Annotated in this window: 20 protein-coding genes; 12 read left to right on the plus strand and 8 right to left on the minus strand. The window is 57.2% G+C overall.

The features are described 5' to 3' along the window. Positions 1-11: 11 nt before the first annotated feature. From MOV76_RS02540 to MOV76_RS02555, 4 genes are all read left to right on the plus strand, one after another. Entirely contained in the window at positions 12-1,244 is a 1,233-nt protein-coding gene (locus tag MOV76_RS02540) for a tyrosine-type recombinase/integrase (RefSeq protein WP_247263729.1), read from the plus strand. Then, positions 1,241-2,161, plus strand: coding sequence for a tyrosine-type recombinase/integrase (locus MOV76_RS02545; RefSeq protein WP_168279083.1), 921 nt, complete (start codon positions 1,241-1,243; stop codon positions 2,159-2,161). Before MOV76_RS02540 ends, MOV76_RS02545 begins: the two co-directional genes overlap by 4 nt. Continuing rightward, positions 2,158-3,153 carry a tyrosine-type recombinase/integrase gene (locus tag MOV76_RS02550; RefSeq protein WP_168279081.1) on the plus strand — a complete coding sequence of 332 codons (996 nt, stop codon included), beginning with the start codon at positions 2,158-2,160 and terminating at the stop codon, positions 3,151-3,153. The genes MOV76_RS02545 and MOV76_RS02550 overlap by 4 nt, the downstream gene beginning before the upstream one ends. 129 nt (positions 3,154-3,282) lie before the next feature. After that, a complete protein-coding gene (locus MOV76_RS02555; protein ID WP_168279079.1) occupies positions 3,283-4,029 on the plus strand; it encodes a bifunctional 2-polyprenyl-6-hydroxyphenol methylase/3-demethylubiquinol 3-O-methyltransferase UbiG in 747 nt (248 codons plus the stop codon). Between the two features lie 385 nt (positions 4,030-4,414). Here the strand turns inward: MOV76_RS02555 and MOV76_RS02560 are convergent, their stop codons facing one another. From MOV76_RS02560 to MOV76_RS02595, 8 genes are all read right to left on the minus strand, one after another. Continuing rightward, positions 4,415-5,815, minus strand: a complete 1,401-nt coding sequence (locus MOV76_RS02560) for an L-serine ammonia-lyase (protein ID WP_247263730.1) — start codon at positions 5,813-5,815, stop codon at positions 4,415-4,417. A gap of 92 nt (positions 5,816-5,907) precedes the next feature. Next, the gene (locus tag MOV76_RS02565) at positions 5,908-7,446 is read right to left on the minus strand and encodes an aldehyde dehydrogenase family protein (RefSeq protein ID WP_247263731.1); all 1,539 of its coding nucleotides are present in this window, start codon (positions 7,444-7,446) and stop codon (positions 5,908-5,910) included. Between the two features lie 11 nt (positions 7,447-7,457). Beyond that, complete coding sequence (locus MOV76_RS02570) at positions 7,458-8,387, minus strand: NAD(P)-dependent oxidoreductase (protein WP_258719691.1); 930 nt, start codon at positions 8,385-8,387, stop codon at positions 7,458-7,460. Between the two features lie 97 nt (positions 8,388-8,484). Beyond that, positions 8,485-9,396 carry a LysR family transcriptional regulator gene (locus tag MOV76_RS02575; protein ID WP_247263733.1) on the minus strand — a complete coding sequence of 304 codons (912 nt, stop codon included), beginning with the start codon at positions 9,394-9,396 and terminating at the stop codon, positions 8,485-8,487. Between the two features lie 70 nt (positions 9,397-9,466). After that, positions 9,467-10,624 carry a M20 aminoacylase family protein gene (locus MOV76_RS02580; protein WP_247263734.1) on the minus strand — a complete coding sequence of 386 codons (1,158 nt, stop codon included), beginning with the start codon at positions 10,622-10,624 and terminating at the stop codon, positions 9,467-9,469. 53 nt (positions 10,625-10,677) lie between these two features. Further along, positions 10,678-11,196: a hypothetical protein gene (locus tag MOV76_RS02585; protein WP_247263735.1), complete on the minus strand. Its 519-nt coding sequence runs from the start codon at positions 11,194-11,196 to the stop codon at positions 10,678-10,680. Then, the gene (locus tag MOV76_RS02590; RefSeq protein WP_247263736.1) at positions 11,193-12,026 is read right to left on the minus strand and encodes a DUF3100 domain-containing protein; all 834 of its coding nucleotides are present in this window, start codon (positions 12,024-12,026) and stop codon (positions 11,193-11,195) included. The genes MOV76_RS02585 and MOV76_RS02590 overlap by 4 nt, the downstream gene beginning before the upstream one ends. A gap of 169 nt (positions 12,027-12,195) precedes the next feature. Next, positions 12,196-13,131, minus strand: coding sequence for a LysR family transcriptional regulator (locus MOV76_RS02595; protein ID WP_258719692.1), 936 nt, complete (start codon positions 13,129-13,131; stop codon positions 12,196-12,198). Between the two features lie 231 nt (positions 13,132-13,362). Between MOV76_RS02595 and MOV76_RS02600 the strand changes: the two genes are divergently transcribed. The 8 genes from MOV76_RS02600 (at position 13,363) to MOV76_RS02635 (ending at position 20,917) form a co-directional block, all read left to right on the plus strand. Continuing rightward, complete coding sequence (locus MOV76_RS02600; protein WP_247263791.1) at positions 13,363-14,385, plus strand: transporter substrate-binding domain-containing protein; 1,023 nt, start codon at positions 13,363-13,365, stop codon at positions 14,383-14,385. Between the two features lie 68 nt (positions 14,386-14,453). Further along, entirely contained in the window at positions 14,454-15,647 is a 1,194-nt protein-coding gene (locus MOV76_RS02605) for an ABC transporter permease subunit (RefSeq protein WP_247263738.1), read from the plus strand. Continuing rightward, the gene (locus MOV76_RS02610; RefSeq protein WP_247263739.1) at positions 15,647-16,783 is read left to right on the plus strand and encodes an amino acid ABC transporter permease; all 1,137 of its coding nucleotides are present in this window, start codon (positions 15,647-15,649) and stop codon (positions 16,781-16,783) included. The genes MOV76_RS02605 and MOV76_RS02610 overlap by 1 nt, the downstream gene beginning before the upstream one ends. Then, the gene (locus MOV76_RS02615; RefSeq protein WP_258719693.1) at positions 16,780-17,565 is read left to right on the plus strand and encodes an amino acid ABC transporter ATP-binding protein; all 786 of its coding nucleotides are present in this window, start codon (positions 16,780-16,782) and stop codon (positions 17,563-17,565) included. The genes MOV76_RS02610 and MOV76_RS02615 overlap by 4 nt, the downstream gene beginning before the upstream one ends. A gap of 15 nt (positions 17,566-17,580) precedes the next feature. Further along, entirely contained in the window at positions 17,581-18,396 is an 816-nt protein-coding gene (locus tag MOV76_RS02620; RefSeq protein WP_247263740.1) for a serine O-acetyltransferase, read from the plus strand. Further along, the gene (locus MOV76_RS02625) at positions 18,393-19,292 is read left to right on the plus strand and encodes a VOC family protein (protein WP_247263741.1); all 900 of its coding nucleotides are present in this window, start codon (positions 18,393-18,395) and stop codon (positions 19,290-19,292) included. The genes MOV76_RS02620 and MOV76_RS02625 overlap by 4 nt, the downstream gene beginning before the upstream one ends. Next, entirely contained in the window at positions 19,285-20,295 is a 1,011-nt protein-coding gene (locus tag MOV76_RS02630) for an asparaginase (RefSeq protein ID WP_247263742.1), read from the plus strand. The genes MOV76_RS02625 and MOV76_RS02630 overlap by 8 nt, the downstream gene beginning before the upstream one ends. A gap of 4 nt (positions 20,296-20,299) precedes the next feature. Next, positions 20,300-20,917, plus strand: coding sequence for a GDSL-type esterase/lipase family protein (locus MOV76_RS02635; protein ID WP_247263743.1), 618 nt, complete (start codon positions 20,300-20,302; stop codon positions 20,915-20,917). Positions 20,918-20,956: the final 39 nt, after the last annotated feature.

The raw sequence follows: 20,956 nt of genomic DNA on the forward strand, positions 1-20,956 counted from the left end.
CGGAGACACGCATGACTATTCCTTCTTTCGAGACAATACAGCGCTGGAAGCTGATTGAGGATTGGCCACATCGGCCGAGTGTAGATGCCGTAATCACCTCCATGGTGGACAAAGGCTACTCGTCGCAGACCATGGTGAGAGCCGTTCGATTTATCGGGGCTTTTATCGAATGCCAGAACAAACGTAACGGTGGAGCGCCAGAACGACTGGACGCTGCTGATATCGATCAGTTTCTCGCCAGCCGATTGTCTGCAGGTGCTATAGAGAATGGTAATCGCATCGCTCTGCGCCGCCTGCAAACCGAACTCGTGAGAGCTGGTGTTCTATTTCCACCGGCAGAGAAAGCCGACCCAGCCGAGAAGGTCGACACGCTTTTCGGCGCGGAGCTACATCGTCGAGGTTATTCGAAGCATTCGATCTCCGGGCACATCTGGTCGGCGCGGCGCTTTCTTCGGACCGTCTGGGCCGAGCACGGTGGAGTTTCCCAGCTGACACACAGTGAAGTATGGGATTATCTGGCGAACAACTTAGATGGCCGGAAGAGCAACTCCCTTGTGACCTGGTACTCCCACCTTCGGGTTTTGCTCCGCTTCCTGCAAGCATCGAGGCTCACGGAGCATGATCTCTCCGCAGCCGTCCCAAGCCCAAGGAACCTGCGTTTCTCGGCATTGCCAGCTTATATGAGCGTCTCGCAACTGAACTCGGTTCTGGAGGCCTGTGATCTGTCCACGATCCCTGGCCGCAGAGACCTTGCTGTGCTTTTGCTGCTTTCGAGGCTGGGCCTGCGTGCAAGCGAAGTCGCCCGTTTGTCGCTTGATGATATCGACTGGCGATCAGGTCTCCTCCGTGTGAACGGCAAAGGCGGGAGGGTCGCAACCATGCCCCTTCCGAAGGATGTCGGGGCGGCAATATCGGACTACATCCTGCATGGACGTCCAACATCCGGGTCCCGCACCATCTTTCACAGGGTGCAGACCCCATGCACACCTTTCGAGACGGCGACGCCCGTCATCCTGATCGCACGCAGGGCGCTGAAGCGGGCAAAGGTTTCAGGCACGCGGTCTCATCACGCGCATATTTTCAGGCACACCTTCGCCACGATTGCGATCAGGTCTGGCGTGGGCCTGACCGAGCTTGCCCAACTCCTTCGCCACAAAAACCCTGATACCACCAGGATATATGCGAAGTTCGATATCGAGGGCCTGCGTTCCATCTCACGGCCATGGGCAGGAGCGGTTCTATGATGGACATGTCCGACGCCCTTGAACAATATCTGACGTTGCGGCGCTCACTCGGGTTCAAGCTCAAAACTCAGGAGAGCCGCCTGCGCAATTTTGTGAGGTATGCGACTGCGCGTGGCGAACTGCGGGTTACTGCAAAGATTGCGGTGGATTGGGCAAGCCACCAATGTGGACCCGCAACGTGGTCGTCGCGCCTTTCGACGGTCAGAGCTTTTGCCCGCCACCTCCAGGTGGTCGACCCCCAAACCCAGATTCCACCTTCGCACATCTTTCCACCACAACGAAGACCGCGTCCTTTCATCTATTCAGACGAACAGATCGCCGATCTCCTGAAGTCGATGCTCGACCTGCATCCTGGAAGCTTCCGAGGGCCGACATATCATTGCTTCTTCGGCTTGCTGGCATCCACCGGACTTCGATTCTCAGAAGCGGCGCGGTTGCTTCGTGAGGACGCCGATCTGGAAGCAGGCATGCTGACGATCCGTGAGACGAAGTTCGGAAAGACCCGCATCGTGCCGCTGCATCCGAGTACGACGCTGGCGCTTCGGCGATATGCGTCAATCCGTGACGATCACCCGGTCAGACGGGTAAGCAAATACTTCTTTACCGGAGACCTTGGCAGGGCCTTGATCCATGCTAACCCACACTTCTCCTTTATCCGCTGGACACGCCAGGCGGGACTGAGGCAGCCGGATGAGCGTGACGGTCCCAGGATTCACGATCTCCGCCACACCTTCGCCGTTCGAACGCTGCTGTCCTGGTACCGGGATTGTGAGGACGTTGAGCGGCGATTGCCTGAGCTTTCGACCTATCTCGGGCACAATCATGTCAGCGCCACCTATTGGTATCTTACCGCGCATCCCGATCTGCTGGATCAAGCAAGACTTCGCCTCGACGCAAGGTGGGAGATGGCAGAATGACCAACCCGCTACCTCGACTGATCGAACGCTTCTTTGGGCAGCGCCTTGCTCGCCAGCGCAACGTGAGCCCACATACGATTGCCTCCTATCGCGACACATTCAAGCTCTTCCTGAAGTTCGCACATCGTCGAACCGGCAAATTTCCGTCTGATCTTCGACTGGAGGATTTCGATGCGGAGCTGGTTGTCGCGTTCCTTGATGATCTGGACTCCGAACGCCACGCCAGCCCTGCGACCTATAACCTACGGCTGACGGCAATCCGGTCCTTCTTCCGCTTCCTGGCCTTCGAGGAACCAGCATATAGTGGGCAGATACAGCGCATCCTTGCGATCCCAGGGAAGATCGGGTCGAAGCGGGAAGTGCAATTTCTCACCCGTAGCGAGATCGAAGCGATCCTCTCGGCTCCTGATCGACGAACCTGGGTTGGGCGTCGTGATTATGTTTTGATGCTGACAGCCGTGCAGACAGGGATGCGCCTCTCCGAGCTAGTGGGCCTTGATCGAAGTGCCGTCACCATTGGCACAGGGGCGCACATCCGGTGTTTCGGGAAGGGACGCAAGGAACGCACTACGCCGATAACCAGAATGCTCAATGTTACGCTCAAGGCCTGGTTGGACGAGCCACCGGTTGGGAACGGCAATGCTCTTTTCCCGACCGTTCACGGCGGGCGGATGAGCCCTGATGCCGTTCAGTATCTTCTGGCAAAATACGTGTTGACGGCGTCGAAGGGCTGCTCGTCGTTACGATCAAAGCGGATATCACCCCATGTCCTTCGACATAGCGCGGCGATGGAGTTGCTGGATGCCGGTGTCGACAGCACGGTGATCTCATTGTGGCTCGGCCATGAGTCCACGCGGTCCACACAGCCGTACTTACATGCCCACCTGGCAATCAAGGAGGTCGCTCTAGCCAAGATCGACCCGTTCAATGGACAATTGCCTGGCCGGTTCAGGGCTGGCGACGAGCTATTGGCGTTTCTTGACAAACTTTGATCCCTGCCAAAGCTATTGACATCGCGGTGAGGGCCGCGATGTCACGCCGAGCGCACCAAACATCGAGGAACGTTCACTAGGCAGTAGAGCGCCATTTGCAGACATCTGAACTCACGATAGTGTTGAGCGATGACAAGCGAAGCATCCGACGAAAGAACCGAAGCGAACCGCCATGCTTGGAACGCTCAACGATTTGACGCGTGGCTATCGGCGTTTGGTAGCCCGGAGGCCGAGGCGCGGAGAATTGTTGCTGAACCGGGGCAGGTTCTCCGGCGACTCCTGCCATATCTTGGGGAGGTTGCGGGCAAGCGCATCTGCAATGTGCAAGGCTCGCATGGACGCGTTGCGGTCGCCCTGGCCCATCTGGGCGCGGATGTTCTTGTGATCGATTTTGCAGAAGACAACAGGCGCTTTGCTCTTGAACTCGCAGCATGTGCGGGTGTGGTTATCGATTATGCTCTCTGTGATGTCCTGAAGGCAGATGGACTCGGCCGAAATCGCCAATTCGACGTCTTGGTGCTTGAGCTTGGCATTCTTCACTACCACCAAGACTTAAACCGCTTTTTCCAAGTGATGCGAGAGCTTGCGACAGATGGTGGCACTCTCCTTTTGAATGAATTTCATCCCATTCAACGCAAACTGTACTGGCCAGAAGGCCCGCACCACTACTTCCAGACGGACCTGATCGAGGCGGACGTTCCGAACCCCGCCCAAGACGGCGAAAGTCTCGGGAGGTGTATGTACCGGTTCTGGACTTTGGGAGAGATCGTGACTGCAGCCGTAAACGCGGGGTTTAGGATTGCAAGGCTCGACGAGCATCCCGATTGGAAAGACCCAACTATTCCCGGCTCCTTTACAATGCTGGCCGAAGCGTGAGCCGATGCCATGACCGGTTCGGGCCGAGCCTGGTCTTCCAACGCCTTCAAACTATGCCGAGCTTTTGATCCTGGATTACCGGAAATCTCGGGCTTTAGGGAATGGGCTCGGCATAGTATCGGGCTCGGGATAAGTCCCCGATTTGCACATCGATACGCTGAAGGTGAAAAGCCGGAATTTTCACTAATTCGCTCTAAGTCATTCCGCTTTTGGTGGGTCAGAAGATCGTTTTCCGCTCGATCTAACCGAGATGCTAACCCGAAAACGGCGGGGAAGAAGACGCCGCCCCTCCGTGTAGAGCGTTTCTGGGTTTGCGATCGCGGCAGGCAGTTAAAGCCACAAACGATGTTCTGACGTACGTCGCCAGTCCAGAAACATTATTTGCTCAGCATTCCACGACGTTCACTGCCAAGCCACCAAGGCTAGTCTCTTTATATCTCTCGTTCATGTCTCGGCCCGTCTGCCGCATAGTCTCGATACAGGCATCCAGTGGCACGAAATGCGTCCCGTCGCCCTTAATCGCAAGTGATGCCGCAGTGACTGCCTTCACCGCCCCGAGAGCATTTCGCTCAATACAGGGCACCTGCACCAGACCTGCGATAGGATCACATGTCATTCCCAAGTGATGTTCGAGGGCGATCTCCGCCGCATTTTCGATCTGCTGCGAAGTACCTCCCATGACAGCAGCCAGTCCCGCAGCTGCCATCGCCGAGGCCGACCCCACCTCGCCTTGGCAGCCGACTTCGGCCCCCGAAATCGACGCTTTATGTTTGATGATCCCGCCGATAGCAGCGGACGCAAGCAGAAAATTGTGAACACCTTTGTCGTCCGCGTCATCGTGGAAGTGCATGTAGTATCGCAGCACAGCGGGCACCACGCCAGCAGCACCGTTTGTCGGAGCCGTCACTACACGGCCTCCAGCGGCGTTCTCTTCATTGACCGCGATGGCGTATACAGAGAGCCAGTCGTTGGCGACGAGGGGATTCAGTAGGTTGCGCTTGGTGTCGTCGTTGAGGCGTTCGAACAGAATCCGGGCGCGACGTCGAACCTTGAGGCCACCAGGCATAATGCCTTCCTGAGTGAGACCACGGTCGATACAGGACGTCATCGCATGCCAGATCGCATCGAGACCTCTATTCAATTCTTCGGATGACATGAAGACTTCTTCGTTCGCGCGCTTCATGTCGGCGATCGACAGTCCGCTCGAGTGCGCCATCAGTAGCATTTCATCGGCGGAGGCGAATGGAAATGGGACTTTCGTTTCAGACTCGTGCGATTTCCCGTCCTTGCTGGAGTTCAGCTCATCCTCCGACAGTACAAAGCCTCCGCCGATCGAATAATAGACGCGGCGCAAAAGAAGGCGATCGTCTCCGTCCCGCGCCTCGAACGCCATGCCATTGGCGTGTCCCGGCAGAGCAGTCTTTCGGTCCATGACCAGGTCGAGATCCGGATCGAAAACATACTCGGGGTGACCCGGAGGCGCCACCCGCTTGCTTTCACGCACCCATTTGTCGATCGATGACATCTCGTCGGGATCAATTGTAGAAGGAAGCAGGCCGCACAATCCGAAAACCACGGCTCTGTCAGTGGCATGGCCGACGCCCGTGAACGCCAGCGACCCATGCAGAGACGCGCTCAATCTACGGACCTTCGCGTCCCTGTAGCGGGGCCAGTCGCCGTTCTTCACTTCGTCAAGAAAACGGGCTGCCGCCGTCATCGGCCCCATGGTGTGGGAGCTCGATGGACCGATTCCAATTTTGTAAAGGTCGAACACCGAAAGAAACAACAGCCGCCTCGCCAGGATTGAGTTTCCCATAGACCGAGCAGCGAAGTGCCCAAAAAAAGAGAAGAGCCGGCTATTAGCCGGCTCTTCGTCAATCAGCCTGCGAAATAGCCAAACGTGACAGTCGGTTCGGCCGCGGTCTCGACCCAAATGCTCTTGGTCTGCGTATACGCAAGTAGCGCGTCCCTACCGCTTGAGCGGCCATAGCCACTCTTGCCGAAACCGCCGAAGGGCGACATCACACTGATGGTCTTGTAACCGTTGATCCAGAACGTCCCCGCGCGAACCTGCGAAGCTACACGGTGCGCGCGCGCAACGTTCTGCGTCCAAACAGCCCCCGCCAGTCCGTATGGATTGTTGTTGGCTAAGGCGATCGCTTCTTCCTCTGTGTCGAACGGCGTCACGCCTACAACCGGTCCGAAGACCTCCTCCTTCGAGATTGTCGCATCGGGAGAGACGTTGTCCAGGATGGTCGGCGCGAAATAGTAGCCGCCCGTCTCCTCAAGCTGCTCGGGCTTGCGACCGCCGGTCGCCAGATGCGCGCCTTCACCGATACCCTGCTGAACCATCTCGCTGATCTTGTTCCATTGGCGGAGATTGTTGATCGGGCCGATCTGCGTCGTATCGAGATAGGGATCGCCGACGGGAATCTTCTCCGTTGCCGCCGCATAGCGTTCGACGAACTGTTGGTGGATGGAACGATGCACGAGCAGCCTCGAGCCCGCAACGCAACTTTGTCCCGCACCGCCGAAGATCGCTGACTGAGCCCCAAGGATAGCTCGGTCGATATCCGCATCGCCGAAAACGATGTTGGCCGATTTGCCGCCGAGCTCAAGAATACACGGCACCACGTTCCTGGCTGCCGCCGCCGCGATCAGCGATCCGGCATGGGCAGATCCGACGAACACGACGATGCCCGTCTTGGCGTGAGTTACCGCTGCTTGACCTGCGGTCACACCCTGCCCGGCGATAACGTTCACCAGACCTCGAGGCGCCCCGCCCTGTTCGCAGAGGAGCCCCAGAATGATGGTGCTGAGGGGCGTCAACTCGGACGGCTTGATGACGACGGCGTTGCCTGCGCAGATGGCGGGAGCGATCTGCCATCCGCCGGTGTTCAACGGTGCGTTCCAGGGCGTGATCTGTACGACGACACCGATCGGTTCCTGGCGCGTATAGTTGAGGTGAGATGTAGGGACGGGAATGACGTCGCCATGCAGCTTGTCGCACCATCCGGCGTAATATTCGAACATTTCCGCGACCTTGACGACTTCGCCACGGATGTCACGGATCGGCCGGCCGGCGGACCGGCTTTCGATTTCAGCGATCTCGGCGGAACGTTCGCGGATCTTGCGCGCGATCTCGTTCATCACCCGCCCACGACCGGATGCAGTAAGCTTCATCCATTCACGCTGCGCGTTGGCGGCGGCGTCCATGGCGCCGTCGATCACCGACTTGTCGGCGTCTTTGAACGTCGCGAACGGTTTGCCACTTGACGGATCGGTCAAGGTCAGTGCTTCACCCGAACCAAGGACTATCTCGCCGTTGACGAAGCTGCCGATCTCCTCCGTCACGACGAAACCGTTGAGGATTTCGCGGATGCGCGGACCCGGATCGCTGATGATATCTACGCCCATAACATCTGTCCTTAGTTTGAAGAGGGTTGGAAAGCGCCCATGCGCGTAAAGTCGTCAGTGTCCTTTAGGTCCGTCGATGTGGACCAAAGCTTCGCGACGAGCTCGGCCATCGGCAGGTCGGCGCCCGTCCGGGCCGCCAGTTCGCTCGCAAGACGGACGTCCTTGCGCATCAGCCCCATTGAAAACCCGCTATCGAACTTGTCCGACATGATCCAGGTGGGGAAATGCACTTCGCTGATCATCGACCGCCCCGAGGCCGCGTTGAGGACGCGCAGCGCGGCCTCGGGATCGATCCCGGCTGCCAAGGCGAGCTTCAGACCTTCGCTGGTCGTGAGCATATGCGCTGCGGCGAGCAGATTGTTGACGAGCTTTGCGACATTGCCGGCACCGCTCGATCCGACGTGCAGCGCCTTTGCCGCCATGGCTTCGATGGCGGGCCTCGCGAGAGCGACGTCTTCGTCGGTGCCACCGATCATCATCGTCAGCTTGCCGGACGCAGCGCCGGATGGTCCGCCGCTGACGGGCGCGTCCAGAAAGCCGTGACCAAGCGAGGCGAGCTTCGCCGCCAGCTCACGGCTCACATCAGGCTCTGAGGTCGACGTGTCGATGATGATGACCCGCTGACCGTTTCGGTTCTTCAGGCCTTCGATCTGTTCGTTCACCACGCCGGCGACGTCCTTGGCTGTCGGCAGCGAGAATACGAGGAAGGTGCTTTCCTTGAAGGCATCACCGATGGCATCGACCGGGACAACGCCTGATTTCTGAGCCAGCGCCTTTCGGCCATCCGACAGGTCGAAACCGAGTGTTCGAAAACCCTTTCCCGCGAGTGTCTGAGCCATACCGAGGCCCATACTGCCGAGACCAATAACTCCCACCGTTTCCTGCTTCGTATCCGACATTGGTCGAACTCCTTTATCTTCCGTTCCGATGCCACGTCGCATCGGTTGACGATCATTTCGGGAGTGACGTTCTCATCAAATTAGGCGGCTCGGTAGTGAGATGTCCGGGAACAATGCGTTGCGGGTGCAGCAACGCCCATCAGGCTTTGAATGCAGTCATTTCAGCGGCGAGGTATCCTGCCAGCCGATCCACCGAGGTGGGCAGGCGACGACGCGCCTTGACCATCAGGTGGGCACTGGCTTCAGAAAGAAGCGGATCGCTGAGCTCGACAACACCGAGCGCCGACCGCAAGAGCTCGGTAGATACGGCGAACCTCGGGAGGAACGTAACGCCGAGGCCTGCGGTCACGAATCTGCGCAGGACGTCGATTGACGGGGTGTCGATCAAAGGCGCGACGGCCACGCCGCTATCCGCGGCTACGCGCCCGACCAGCTGAGTGACCCCATGCCCTTTGCTGAGCAAGGCATATTGAGCACTCGCAAGACACTCTTCGAGCGACACCTGCGGTCTGCTCAACAGGCGATGGCCCAGAGGAGCGACAAGGCAAAGCGGCTGTCGGGAAATAGCAAGAGAGCGGATGCGAGTATCGATGACCGGATTGTAGGCGATCCCGATGTCCGTATCGCCGTTGGCCACACTGTCGAGAACGTTCTCGGTACTTCCCAACTGTACGCCATACCTGATGGTTGGATACACCGTCACGAATGACTTCAGCCCATGTTCAATCATGTCCCCGAGAAAGCCTTCGCCGCAACACAGCCGTATGCGGCCTTGCTGAACACCACGCAATTGGTCAAGTTGCTCCGACAGGAGACCATTGTCTTCGAGAACCCGTTTGCCGTGTTCAAACACCAGCTCTCCGGCGTCGGTCAGCCCCACGCCCCGGCTTGTCCTGTCAAATAGAAGGAGGCCGATGTCCTTCTCAGTGTCGGCGATCTGCCGGCTGACGACGGACGGGGCCACGTTGAGATGTTCCGCCGCGCTGCGGATTGAACCGAAGCGAACGACAGCCATAAACATCCGCAGCGCTTTGGCATCAAGGGTCTCCATCAAGGCATCCTGTGACAGAGGACATCTACTGTCAACGCGCGTTGCTGCTGGAGCAACACCCAGAGACCCGCTATATCGCCTTGAGCTGGCTATCGACGAGCGAGACCCACATCTCGGTCCCCAAGGGTAGGAGGTCGTCGTTGAAGTCGAAATATCCCGAGTGAAGCCCCGGATTTTTGCCTGGCCTTCGAGCGCCAAGCCAGAAGTAGCATCCTGGCTTTTCGCGGAGCATGAAGGCGAAATCTTCCGCAGCCATGCTCGGCAGCGCATCTGCGACGTTGATTCCCGGCATCGTGGATGCAATATTCCTGACGATCTCAGCGCATCGCGGATCGTTAATTGTGGCGGGATATCTGAAGAGATGATCCACCTTTGCCGTGCAATCGAAGCCCGCCGCGACCGACATCGCCAGAGAACGGATACGCGCCTCTATTTTCGCGCCGACGTCTTCCTCGAACCATCGGGTCGTTCCGCGTATGACAACATCCTCCGGGATCACGTTCCAGGCATCGCCTCCGTGAATCTGGGTCGCGGAGATGACTGCGGACTGCAGGGGTGAGACATTCCTGCTCGCAATGCTCTGAAGCGCGGATACGAGGTGCGATGCCGCCACGATCGGATCCGCACCTTCATGCGGCATTGCTCCATGGGCGCCACGGCCCTTTATCTTGATCTCGAACGTCCCGAAGGCCGCCATCATCTGGTCATCCCTGGCCACGCATTGGCCGAGCTCCAGTGCCGGCCAATTGTGAAGGGCGTAGATGCTGTCCATCGGGAAGTCCCGGAACAGACCGTCCTCGACCATCGCCCTACCACCGCCTTCGTTCTCTTCGGCGGGCTGGAAGATGAAATGCACTGTGCCGTCGAAGTTCAGTCGGCTACAGGTGCGTGCGGCGGCAAGCGCCATGGAGACATGGCCGTCATGGCCACAAGCATGCATGATGCCGGGCGTGCGGGAGGCATAGGAAAGTCCGGTCTGCTCCGAAATCGGAAGAGCGTCGATGTCCGCGCGGATGCCGATTGCCTTAGATGAGGTGCCTTGGCTGAGCGTTCCAACCAAGCCGGTTTTCCCGTAGCCTGTCCGGACGGAATAGCCCCACTCGACAAGACGGGCCGCGATAAAGCCTGCCGTCTCATGTTCCTCGAAGCCCAGTTCGGGGATTTGGTGCAGATGATGCCGCCATTTGACCGCCTCATCGATTTCCTCGCTTGGAACGCACTGTTGCATCGGGGTCTCCTGAAATGGGATGCGGCCGTCTCAGAGGACAGCCGCATTTGGTTCTATTGGCCGCCGATGCGCAGAGTGATATCCGCGATAACGACCGAGCCCAGATACGTCCCCAACATCACGCAGATCGCGACGATGACGATCTTCCATCCAGACTTCCTCGCAATGTCGAACTCGCCTTTGGTAAGGGCAAGACCGCCATATGCCAGCGCGGGCGTCGCAAGCGCCAGGAAGTTCATAACTTCCACCTGCGCCAGAACCCAGGCCGAGCCTGGAATGCCAGGGATGGTCACGAGAATGGCAAGCAGCGACGTCCATGCCACGCTTGGGAGGTAGAATGGAACAAAACGGGCAAGCAGAAGACCTGCGACCGAGACGATGTAGAGGACGGCCATGCCTGGCAAAGCAGTAAGCGGGTCGGCACCCGTGGCCACCCAATTGGAAACAAGACCGATCGCCGATGCGATCAGCAGGAGACCTGAATACCTGATCACGTCGATCTTGCGCTCGTCTTCGCCGTCCGCAGGCAAACTGTGCTCGACTGACGAGCTCTGGGCTGAATTCGTGCTCATATCTTCTCTCCTGTCAGCGCGACGTTGGCGGGGTCCTGTGGGCGCGATTTCCTGTAGAGCCACTCCGTCAGGGGAAGGGCTACGAATAGACCGACGTAGAGACCCGTCGCATAGGTGAGGATGTTGCTGGCGGCAGCGAGCGCCAGGATGAGGTCCTTGTTCTCGGGCATGACAGAGACAAGCCCGCCTGTGCAGGCTGCCAGCATGCTGCCTGAGCCGACGCCGCAGGACATCGCGAGGGCGCGATAGTCGAACCATCCCAGCGCGTGGACAAGTGGCGGCATGATCGCGAATACGAACGTACCGATCAGCGTGCCGGTGGCGTAGACACCCATCGCGCCTGCGCCCTCGGGGCTATTCAGACCGTAACGATCAGCGATCAGGGCAAGGTTCGGTTCGCGGTCGATCGAGTAGGTTGCGCCAATTGCCTCGCGCCCCATGCGCATGAGAAAAACCGCTACGGGGAATGCAATGAGGATCGTCCCGAGATTTCCGATCTCCTGCAGGACGAGCGCCGGGCCGGCCTCGATGATTTTCTCGATCTGGGGCCCGACTGTCGTTCCGAATTTCGCGATGAAGGGCATGATCGCGATTGTGATCATAGTGCCCGAAAGTTTGACTGCGCCCGGCGGGACAAGCGTAGCGGTTTTCTTTAGGATGTGTGGGTTGAGCGCGATGCCCATGGCGAATGCGTAGAGGATGGGTAGGAACACGACCGTTCCGATACCGATCGGAACCTTCCGGACCCCGATAATCTCCGCAACTACGACGATGGCCAGGACTATGCCGTGAAGCCACCAGCTACCTGCCGATATTGAAGCTCTATTCATTTTTTCTTCCTCTGGTCGGTCGCGCACCAGTTGTTTTTCTTGTCGTGCGTCGCCGCAGAGTATGAAGTGAGTAGAGGCAATTTGTAGTCCGAGCATGGGGAACGATGCGTTGCTGGTTCAGCAACACATCTGCACAACTGCAAGCGGACCGATCCCGCGTTCTGAACCGCTACACAGCAATCGCCCCAATGGCGTTCGGTGACGTCATGGGCATATTTTCCGCTCCCTTGCGCAAGGCCTCCACAACGATCTTTACGGCCGGCCTTCGTGACTCCCCTTTGCGGATAGCAAGCAGTATGGAGCGCTTGATCGGTGGGTTGAACTGGCGGGTAACCAACTCCGCGCCGTGGAGTAAAGTCCGTATTTGAGGCAGGACGGAGATCGCGCAGCGACTAGCAACCATTGCTGAGATCACGTCAAATGCGTCGAACCTTCCTATTATCTTCGGCGTAAATCCACGCGCTTCGCACATTGCAAAGATGATGTCCGAAAAGGTGTTCGGGCGAGTGTCAATGGCCCAGAATTCATCCTTCAAGTCTGTCAGCTTCAGCTTCTCTTTGTCAGCCAAAGGATGAGACTTATGGAGAACGGCGACGATGCGATCATCGTAGATCGGAAAGACTTCCAAGTTTTCGGGGTTTTTGTCCTCTTTTAAGGTCAGGTCATCGATAATAGCTAAATCGACCTGCCAGCTTCGCAGTGACGCCAAGCTCACCAACGGTTCCATTTCGACCGCCGATACGATCAGCGCTGGATAGTCTAGTTGAAGCTGCCGAATTGTCGGCGGCAGCAAACTTGCCGCGATCGACGGAAATGACGACAGCGTTAGCTCTCCGGCGACAATGCGTTTCATTTCAGCAAGGTCTGTCCTCGCCTCTTCCAAGACCGTCAACATGCGTTCTGCGTGTTGCACCAAGACCTGTCCCGCCGGTGTAATGCCAACGCCACGCCCTCGTCGCTCCACCAGTGTTGCTCCTACCTCCTCTTCAAGAAGGGAAATCTGCTGGGAGACGGCCGACGGGGAGATTCCTATCGCGTCAGAGACAGCGGCCATAGTGCCCCTGATTGCAAGTTCTCGGAGCGTTTTGAGCCTCTGAAAGTCCATATTTTAGGCGATCCTGTTGAAGTCATTGCATCATTCGTGAGCACAAACACAATTCAACACTTTTGCTTACGAATAACATTAAATCATTTAACTAGACTTATGCAAATCCGTCAACTTACCATTAAGTTAATGCAGGCGTCCGCCTACGAAAAAGAAGAGACGCAGAACAAGAATTAGCGCTTGCAGCCGACCATTATCGTAACCGGACAATCCGGAAGAAAGGGGAACTACATGAAAATCGCTATCTCACTGGCTGCCGCTGCTATTTCTCTTATGGTTGGAGCGCCCGCAAGCGCAACTGTGTTGGACACAGTCAAGCAGCGCGGAACTCTCAACTGCGGTACCGACAATACTGCGCCTGGCTTCGGCTATCTAAATACCAAGACCGGAAAAATGGAGGGCTTCGACGTCGACTTCTGCCGCGCAATCGCCGCAGGCGTGCTCGGCGATGCCAGCAAGGTGAACTTTGTCACGGTGACCGACAAGAGCCGTTTCACCGCGCTTCAGACCGGACAGGTCGACGTTGTCTTTGCCCATACGACCGTCAAACCTGCTCGCGAGTCCGCCATCACTATCGACTTCCTACCCATTACCTTCTGGGATGGTACGGGCATCATGGTCAAAACGGCGTCGAAGGTCGCGAAAGTCGACGAGCTCGAGGGAGCCAATCTCTGCACAACGCAGGGCTCGGGCACTGAGGCCACGATCGCAAATCTCCTCAAGGCAAAGGGTTGGAAGAACCAGGTTCTAACCTACGAAAACCTCGAGAAGCTCTTCGGCGCGCTAAGCAGCGGTCGTTGTGATGCAATGCTCACCGACAAGTCGGCTCTGGCCGCATGGCGCGGCAATTCCGCCAAGCCGGATGACTTCTTCATCCTTCCGGAAATCCTTGAGAAGTCGCCCTTCGCTGGCTTCGTTGTCGCCAATGATTCCCGCTGGAGGAATGCTCTTCGCTGGATCACGTTTGCCATGATCCAGGCCGAAGAAGATGGTCTCACCTCGGACAAGATCGACGAAGCCAAGAAGTCTTCCGATCCCAAAATGAAGAAGTTCCTCGGCGTCGAGGGTACGTTCGGAGCCGATTTCGGTATCCCGGCCGACTTCGTTGCACAGGTCATCAAACAGGTCGGCAACTACGGCGAAGTCTATGACCACAATCTTGGTCCAAAGACGCCTTTTTACATCGACCGCAAAGGTACGCCAAATGCACTTGGAAAAGATGGCGGTGCGATGATTTCGCCGCTCTGGAACTAAGACTCTCTCCGCGCGGCTGGCTTGTGGCCGGTCGCGCTTTCCGCCCGCCTGCTGAAATGGAGCGTCTGATGATCGTCGCAAGCTCACTCCCGGTCTCCGATCCGCTTGATCGGCAAAATCTGAGGGCGCGTGCCCTCCGCAAGAAATTTGTTCAGATTGCGATTGTCGTTGCGGTGCTTTTGGTCCTCATCGCGTTCGGCTACGCGATCAGGTCCAACCTGGCAGCGCGCGGAATCGCCTTCAGCTTCAACTACCTATCGACCAGTGCGGGTTTCGAAATCAGTGAGGGCCTGACCTACAATTTCACCGATCCTTTTGGACTGGTTAGCTTTTCGTCCGAGATGACAAATGCGCAGGCTTTGGTGGCCGGCCTTTTTAACACGCTAAAAGTTGCAATTCTGGCCATTATTTTCGCCACGACGATTGGCATCCTCCTTGGAGTTGGCAGGCTTTCGACGAATTGGCTCATCCGCCAGATCTGTTTCTATTTCGTCGAGTTCGTGCGCAATACGCCACTCCTGATCCAACTTACATTCTGGTACGTGGCAGTTGTTCTCCAGTTTCCTCCGATGGCCGAAGCGCCGCATCTCCTCGGCGCCGTCATCAGCCAGCAGGGGCTCTGGGTGCCTTCCATCGTTGCTTCTGAGAATGCCAGCAGCCTCACCATATTTTTGCTGCTTCTGGCTGCCGTCATGGGCGTGTATGCTTTACTCGACCGGAAAAGAAACCACCGCATCGGCTGTCTGACCATCGCCGCGCTGCTCATCGTCGGCACCCTATATCTCGGGTTTCCATTGTCCTTGGAACTACCTGAGGTAGGGCGCTTCAGGGCAACGGGTGGAGTAGCACTTACGCCGGAATTTGCTGCGATACTGATCGCCATCACCATAAACAGCTCGGCCTATCTGGGTGAGGTCGTGCGTGGAGCGATCGAAAATCTCTCGAAAGGGCAGTGGGAGGCAGCCGGCTCGTTGGGCTTTTCCCGGCACGACACGATTAGGGATATCGTTCTTCCTCAGGTTTTCCGTGTCGTTCTCCCCTCATTCGGAAATCAATACATAGGGCTGGCGAAGAATACGTCGCTCGGTATTGCAATAGGCTTTCCCGATCTCTTCAACATCTATGGCACCGTCGCCAACCAAACGGGTAGAAGCCTGGAGGGGGTCATTATCGTCATGCTCGTCTACCTGCTGATGAGCCTCTCGATCAGTGTAGTCGTCAATGTGCTCAACAACAGGCTCGAAATTCCGGGGGTACGATGATGACCGCTGAAAATACATTGAAGTGGCTCCGATTTAACCTGTTCGCCAAGCCTTTTGACACAGCGCTTACGCTCGTCGTCGTTCCGACGATGATTTGGGTCGTGTATTCGTTTTTGTATTGGGTTCTGGCGATAGCCGATTGGACCGTAATCCAAACGAGCGCCAAAGTTCTGATGACCGGCGTGTTCCCTGCCGATCAACTCTGGCGAGCCTGGGTGGCGGCAGGAACGCTGGGCATTATCTTCGGTCTCGCATGCGGGACAGCCATGCCGATCAATCGAAAACGCATGATCATTGCGTTGCTTGGCGCTGTCGCAATCATCCTGCTCGCGGCTAGCGTGTCGACAGAAGCAGCGGTAGCCACAGTGGTCGTGACCGTCGCTTTCGAGGCCGTCTGGATCGCGGCAAGCCGTGTCTCGTCGCTTCGCGCCCATACTGGAAAAATATCGACGGCCTTGCTTGGTTTGGTCGTCATTATCCTTACACCAGTAGGGCCATCGAACTGGGGCGGCTTGTTGCTGTCGGTCCTTTTGACGATCTTCTCCGCCGCTCTGACCATTCCTATCGGCATTCTCCTCGCGTTCGGCCGGCAAAGTAAAGTGGGGAGCATTCGGACCCTTTCGACCGGATACATTGAGTTGATGCGTGCAGTTCCGCTCATTCTGATCGTGTACTGGATCTGGATCTCGCTCCCGTTGTTGCTTCCATCCTGGCAAGTGCCGGACGTGATCAGAGGCTTGTTAGGCTTCGTGGTGTTCTATTCTGCCTACGCGGCGGAATACATTCGAAGCGGTCTGCAAGCTGTGCCGCGCGGTCAGGTCGAAGCCGCCGAAGCACTTGGCTTCAGCGACGGGGACGTAAAGCGCCTAATTATTCTGCCCCAAGCAATGCGTGTCGCCCTGCCGGGTCTCGTGGGGAACGTGCTCGACATTTTCAACTACGCCCCACTCGTTTTCATCATCGGTCTGACCGACTTCCTGCGGGCGGGACAGATGATCCTCGCGAACCCTCAAAACAGCGGCCAAACATATGAAATCTATGTCTTTCTGTTCGTCGCTTATTTCACGATTGGAAGCGTCATCACCTTCATGGCGCGAAGGCTCGAACAGCATCTTGGAAAAGGAGCCCAAAAATGAACGGATCGCACATTCCGAGCGCGTCCGCACCGATCGTCCAGATCGAGCGCTTGAACAAATTCTACGGTCACTTTCATGTTCTCAAGGATGTGGATCTGTCTGTTTCTCGCGGTGAGGTCATTGTCGTCATCGGCGCAAGTGGCTCCGGCAAGTCTACATTGATCCGCTGCGTCAACGGACTTGAGCAATACCAAGGCGGCAATCTCGTCGTCGACGGATTCCGCATGCCGCTCGCCGAGGAACGCGCTGTTGGGGACGACAAGGCTCTGCAGGACATCCGAAAAGGCGTTGGAATGGTTTTCCAGCAGTTCAATCTGTTTCCGCACATGACCGTTCTCGAAAACATTGCCTTGCCGCCGATCCGAGTCCGGAAGCAACCGCGCGCGGCAGCTGAGGAAAAAGCGATGCGATTGCTGGACCGGGTAGGGCTAAAGGATCAGGCGCTAAAATATCCGGCCGCGCTTTCCGGTGGACAGCAACAGCGCGTCGCGATCGCTCGATCGCTCGCCATGGATCCCTACATCATGTTGTTCGACGAGCCGACCTCCGCGCTCGACCCGGAGATGGTTGGCGAGGTTCTCGATGTGATGCGCGAACTCGCTTCCGAAGGCATGACAATGATGATCGTGACCCACGAAATGGGCTTTGCCCGGGAAGTTGCAGATCGCGTCGTTTACATCGACCATGGCCGGATAACGGAGATCGGAGAGCCCAATAGTTTCTTCGATAATCCTCAAAATGAAAGAACGAAGACATTCTTGTCTCGCGTTCTCAAACATTAGTTCGGAGGAAATTGGATGTTGGATCAGGCCCAAAACAGTTTGGGCGGTGTCACTGCACGCCGAGGAAAAGACTACCTTTTACAGCAGGCGCAAAAGCTTTTTGCGAGGGAAGCTGCACTTAAACAGGCTTTCTCTTATGACCCGTTCAAGCTTGAATCCGATGGCGAACTCGTTGCTCACGTCCTCGCGGGCTGCCTGCCGGAGGGTGGCGCTCGCAAATCGGTCCTCGATGCCGCGTTGGAAGTGTTCACCACAGACTCGGCAGCTTTGTCCTCTGCGCTTGCTGACATTTACACCACGGCGGCGAAGGATCTCGATCCTGGCGGCGAAATCGCCACCCTTCATTTCGCCAACGGTCTCCATGGTCTACTTTCGTACCGGGTTACCCGTTCGCTTCTGCTAGGCGGGAGGCGAGAATTGGCCTTTGCCATCAAAGGGCACACTGGTCGCTCATTTGGGTGTGACATCCAGCCGGAAGCTCAGTTGGGCGAGGGACTCTGGTTCGATCACGGGCTCGGCATCGTCATCGGGCAAACGTCAGTCGTCGAAGACGACGTTTCCATGTGGCACGGCGTAACTCTCGGTAGCAGCTTTAATACTCGCGAGGGGCCGAGACATCCGACCGTGCGGCAAGGAGCAGTCATTGGTGCGGGCGCGACTATCCTCGGCGGCATCGTGGTCGGCAAAGGATCTATCGTGGCGGCTGGCTCTGTTGTGACGAAAGATGTGCCTGACGGCGCGACGGTCGCGGGCGTCCCAGCGCAAATCAAGGTAAGAAACGCGTCTTCTTTTACCGGTTTCAGCTTGTCAGTTCAGGAGCGTCGTTCATGATAAACGTACTTGGAATCGACCATCCCCTGGTGTGTGTCAGAGATCTTCCAACGACGAGAGAGCTTTACGGCCAACTTGGCTTTCGGATGAAAGGGATTGGAAAACATCCGTGGGGGACATCGACCTGTGCGATCATCTTCAAGAATTCGCTTCTTGAACTGATGGGGATCTACGACACTTCCCTTCTCGACAGCTATCCTGCAGGCAATTTTCGTTTTGGCCGTTTCGTCCATGAGGCCATCGAGGAGCGGGAAGGTGTGGCCCTCACGGCGTTATACAGCGACGATGCCGAGAGAGATGCGGCCGCTGTTGAAGCCCGTGGTGGAGTATGCCAAGGGACGATCGAGTTCGGCCGTGATGTCGTCCTCGTCGATGGCACGCCAGACAGGACCAGCACTACACTCAAAATTCTTGAAAATGAACAGTTGCCTCGGCTGTCAAATTTCGCATGCCAACAGCATAAGCGCCATTTGATTGAATTCCCCGAATGGATGGATCACCCCAACTCTGCTTACGGGTTCACGTCGGTCTCGATCCTGGCGGAAAAGCCACAGCAAAAGGGTGTTCTTGACTGGCTTTCTACTATTCACGGCCATGACCGCGTCAGCCAAACAGAGTTCGGCTTCTCCGCCCAAACTGGTAACGGTGAATTCTTGGTAATGGATCGGGAAAGCGCCAGTGAAAGGTACGGACGTTTGCCTGACGCCATCGTCACGCCGGACAAACCCTACCAGTTCGCGTTGGACCTAAAGGTTCGTTCGATGGAGGCGCTTAATGCTTGTCTCGCGACGTCGCCGGTTGCTCCCCGTCGGGTCGGTGAGCGCGCCGTTTTAAGCGATGCCGCCAGGCTCGGAGGGGTAATCCTGTCCTTTGTCGAGATCCCCGAAGATGAGTGATATGGAACCTACAGCCATCGGCGCGACTGGCGGTCGCGTCGTTGTCCTCGCCACAGGTGGCACCATTGCCCAAAACGGCCAGAGGCAAGCAACCCTGGGCGTTGAAGCGCTACTGCGCTCAAGTGGCCTCGATGGCGTGACCGAGGCCCACCAAATTCTTCAGCTCACCAGCCCGAACGTCCGTCCTTCGCATTGGATTTCAATAGCAAATGCGGTCTTATCCGCTATCGAGAGAGACGACGTGGATGGTGTGGTTGTAACCCATGGCACAGACACCATTGAAGAAACGGCCCTCTTCGTGGAACTCACATGCCCCACGGAAAAACCGATCGTTTTTACCGGTGCAATGCGGCCCGCGCACAGCCCAGAGAGTGACGGACCAGAGAACCTCCGAAATGCTGTCGCCCTTTGCCGTTCCCCTTCGGCTCGCTCAAAGGGTGTTCTGGTCGTCTTTAGCGGAGAGGTTCACGCCGCTCGGGACCTCACAAAAAGGGATAGCCAGAAGCTGAGTGCATTCGATAGCCCTAACATCGGCGCCGTCGGCACCATCTCTTTCGGACAGTTTGACAGAGACAGTGCGTTGTTACCTTTGCCGCATTTTCCCACTCCATCAGTTCTGCCAGAGGTTCACATTATCTATGGCTACGCGGGGCAGGATGCGAGCCTTGCGGAGTTTGTGAAGCACGCGCAGTATCCTGGACTGGTCATAGCAGGGACGGGTAGCGGCAGCGTTCCGGACAATCTCTTGCCCCTTCTCGCCGGCATGGCGCGGGACGGGGTATTGATCGTGCGCTCCTCCCGAACAGGCGCTGGCCGCGTCGATCGAAACGGCGAAGTGGACGACGATGCAGCTGGCTTCATCGCTGCGGGAACGCTAAATCCGCATAAGGCCCGAGTTCTTCTCATGCTCTGCCTGGCAAGTGGGTTGAACGCTGCCGAAACCCAAAAGATGTTCGAAGATTGTAGCACCGAAACCCCGGCATCAAGCTCAATCCGCGGGTGATCTCGTGCGATCTATCCTTTGTTTTGGAGATTCCAATACTTATGGCCTGAAGCCGAACGCGTATCCCTGGACACGAGATCGATGGGCTCCCGAGGACAGATGGCCGAACATTCTCGGGGCCAAGCTTGGCGTGCATATCATCTGCGAAGGCCTTCCAGGCCGTACCGCCGCGAGCATCAACAAGAACGCTCCCTATCTCGACGCTCTCCCCGCTGTGCCGCTCGTGATGGAAAGTCACTCTCCGATTGATCTCGTCATTGTAATGCTCTGCACGAACGATCTTCAAGCAACCTTCAGCTTGCGGCCAGAACACATCAAAATTGCCCTCGCAGCCGTAGTCAAGGCGGTGCAACGTTCCGACAGAGTCCTTGGGGTTGCTGCGCCAGAAGTGCTTGTCGTCGCACCTCCCCATGTAAACGAAATCGGCTTCCGAAGTGGAACCTTTTCCGGGGCGATGGAAAAATCGCTCGCGCTGGCATCGTATTTCGAGCCGATGGCGACCGCACTCGGCGCAAAGTTCATTGACGCGGCGGCGCATGTGAAAACCTCGCCCATCGATGGGATCCACATTGAGGTGGTTCAGCATCAGCTACTCGCGGCTGCGCTTGCGGAAGCGCTGTGATGGCATGACGAAGATATCGGACGAAGACTGAGCTCGGCC

This window comes from Rhizobium sp. PRIMUS64, assembly GCF_023006465.1.
Classification (GTDB): domain Bacteria; phylum Pseudomonadota; class Alphaproteobacteria; order Rhizobiales; family Rhizobiaceae; genus Rhizobium; species Rhizobium leguminosarum.

Excerpts from the sequence above, each read along its gene's own strand:
- MOV76_RS02565 (WP_247263731.1), bottom strand. The coding sequence starts at position 7,446 with ATGGGCGTAGATATCATCAGCGATCCGGGTCCGCGCATCCGCGAAATC.
- MOV76_RS02580 (WP_247263734.1), bottom strand. The coding sequence starts at position 10,624 with ATGCAACAGTGCGTTCCAAGCGAGGAAATCGATGAGGCGGTCAAATGG.
- MOV76_RS02620 (WP_247263740.1), top strand. The coding sequence starts at position 17,581 with ATGTTGGATCAGGCCCAAAACAGTTTGGGCGGTGTCACTGCACGCCGA.
- MOV76_RS02605 (WP_247263738.1), top strand. The coding sequence starts at position 14,454 with ATGATCGTCGCAAGCTCACTCCCGGTCTCCGATCCGCTTGATCGGCAA.
- MOV76_RS02595 (WP_258719692.1), bottom strand. The coding sequence starts at position 13,131 with ATGGACTTTCAGAGGCTCAAAACGCTCCGAGAACTTGCAATCAGGGGC.
- MOV76_RS02570 (WP_258719691.1), bottom strand. The coding sequence starts at position 8,387 with ATGCGACGTGGCATCGGAACGGAAGATAAAGGAGTTCGACCAATGTCG.
- MOV76_RS02550 (WP_168279081.1), top strand. The coding sequence starts at position 2,158 with ATGACCAACCCGCTACCTCGACTGATCGAACGCTTCTTTGGGCAGCGC.
- MOV76_RS02610 (WP_247263739.1), top strand. The coding sequence starts at position 15,647 with ATGACCGCTGAAAATACATTGAAGTGGCTCCGATTTAACCTGTTCGCC.
- MOV76_RS02630 (WP_247263742.1), top strand. The coding sequence starts at position 19,285 with ATGAGTGATATGGAACCTACAGCCATCGGCGCGACTGGCGGTCGCGTC.
- MOV76_RS02540 (WP_247263729.1), top strand. The coding sequence starts at position 12 with ATGACTATTCCTTCTTTCGAGACAATACAGCGCTGGAAGCTGATTGAG.
- MOV76_RS02555 (WP_168279079.1), top strand. The coding sequence starts at position 3,283 with ATGACAAGCGAAGCATCCGACGAAAGAACCGAAGCGAACCGCCATGCT.
- MOV76_RS02600 (WP_247263791.1), top strand. The coding sequence starts at position 13,363 with ATGAAAATCGCTATCTCACTGGCTGCCGCTGCTATTTCTCTTATGGTT.
- MOV76_RS02575 (WP_247263733.1), bottom strand. The coding sequence starts at position 9,396 with ATGGAGACCCTTGATGCCAAAGCGCTGCGGATGTTTATGGCTGTCGTT.
- MOV76_RS02585 (WP_247263735.1), bottom strand. The coding sequence starts at position 11,196 with ATGAGCACGAATTCAGCCCAGAGCTCGTCAGTCGAGCACAGTTTGCCT.
- MOV76_RS02625 (WP_247263741.1), top strand. The coding sequence starts at position 18,393 with ATGATAAACGTACTTGGAATCGACCATCCCCTGGTGTGTGTCAGAGAT.
- MOV76_RS02590 (WP_247263736.1), bottom strand. The coding sequence starts at position 12,026 with ATGAATAGAGCTTCAATATCGGCAGGTAGCTGGTGGCTTCACGGCATA.
- MOV76_RS02545 (WP_168279083.1), top strand. The coding sequence starts at position 1,241 with ATGATGGACATGTCCGACGCCCTTGAACAATATCTGACGTTGCGGCGC.
- MOV76_RS02615 (WP_258719693.1), top strand. The coding sequence starts at position 16,780 with ATGAACGGATCGCACATTCCGAGCGCGTCCGCACCGATCGTCCAGATC.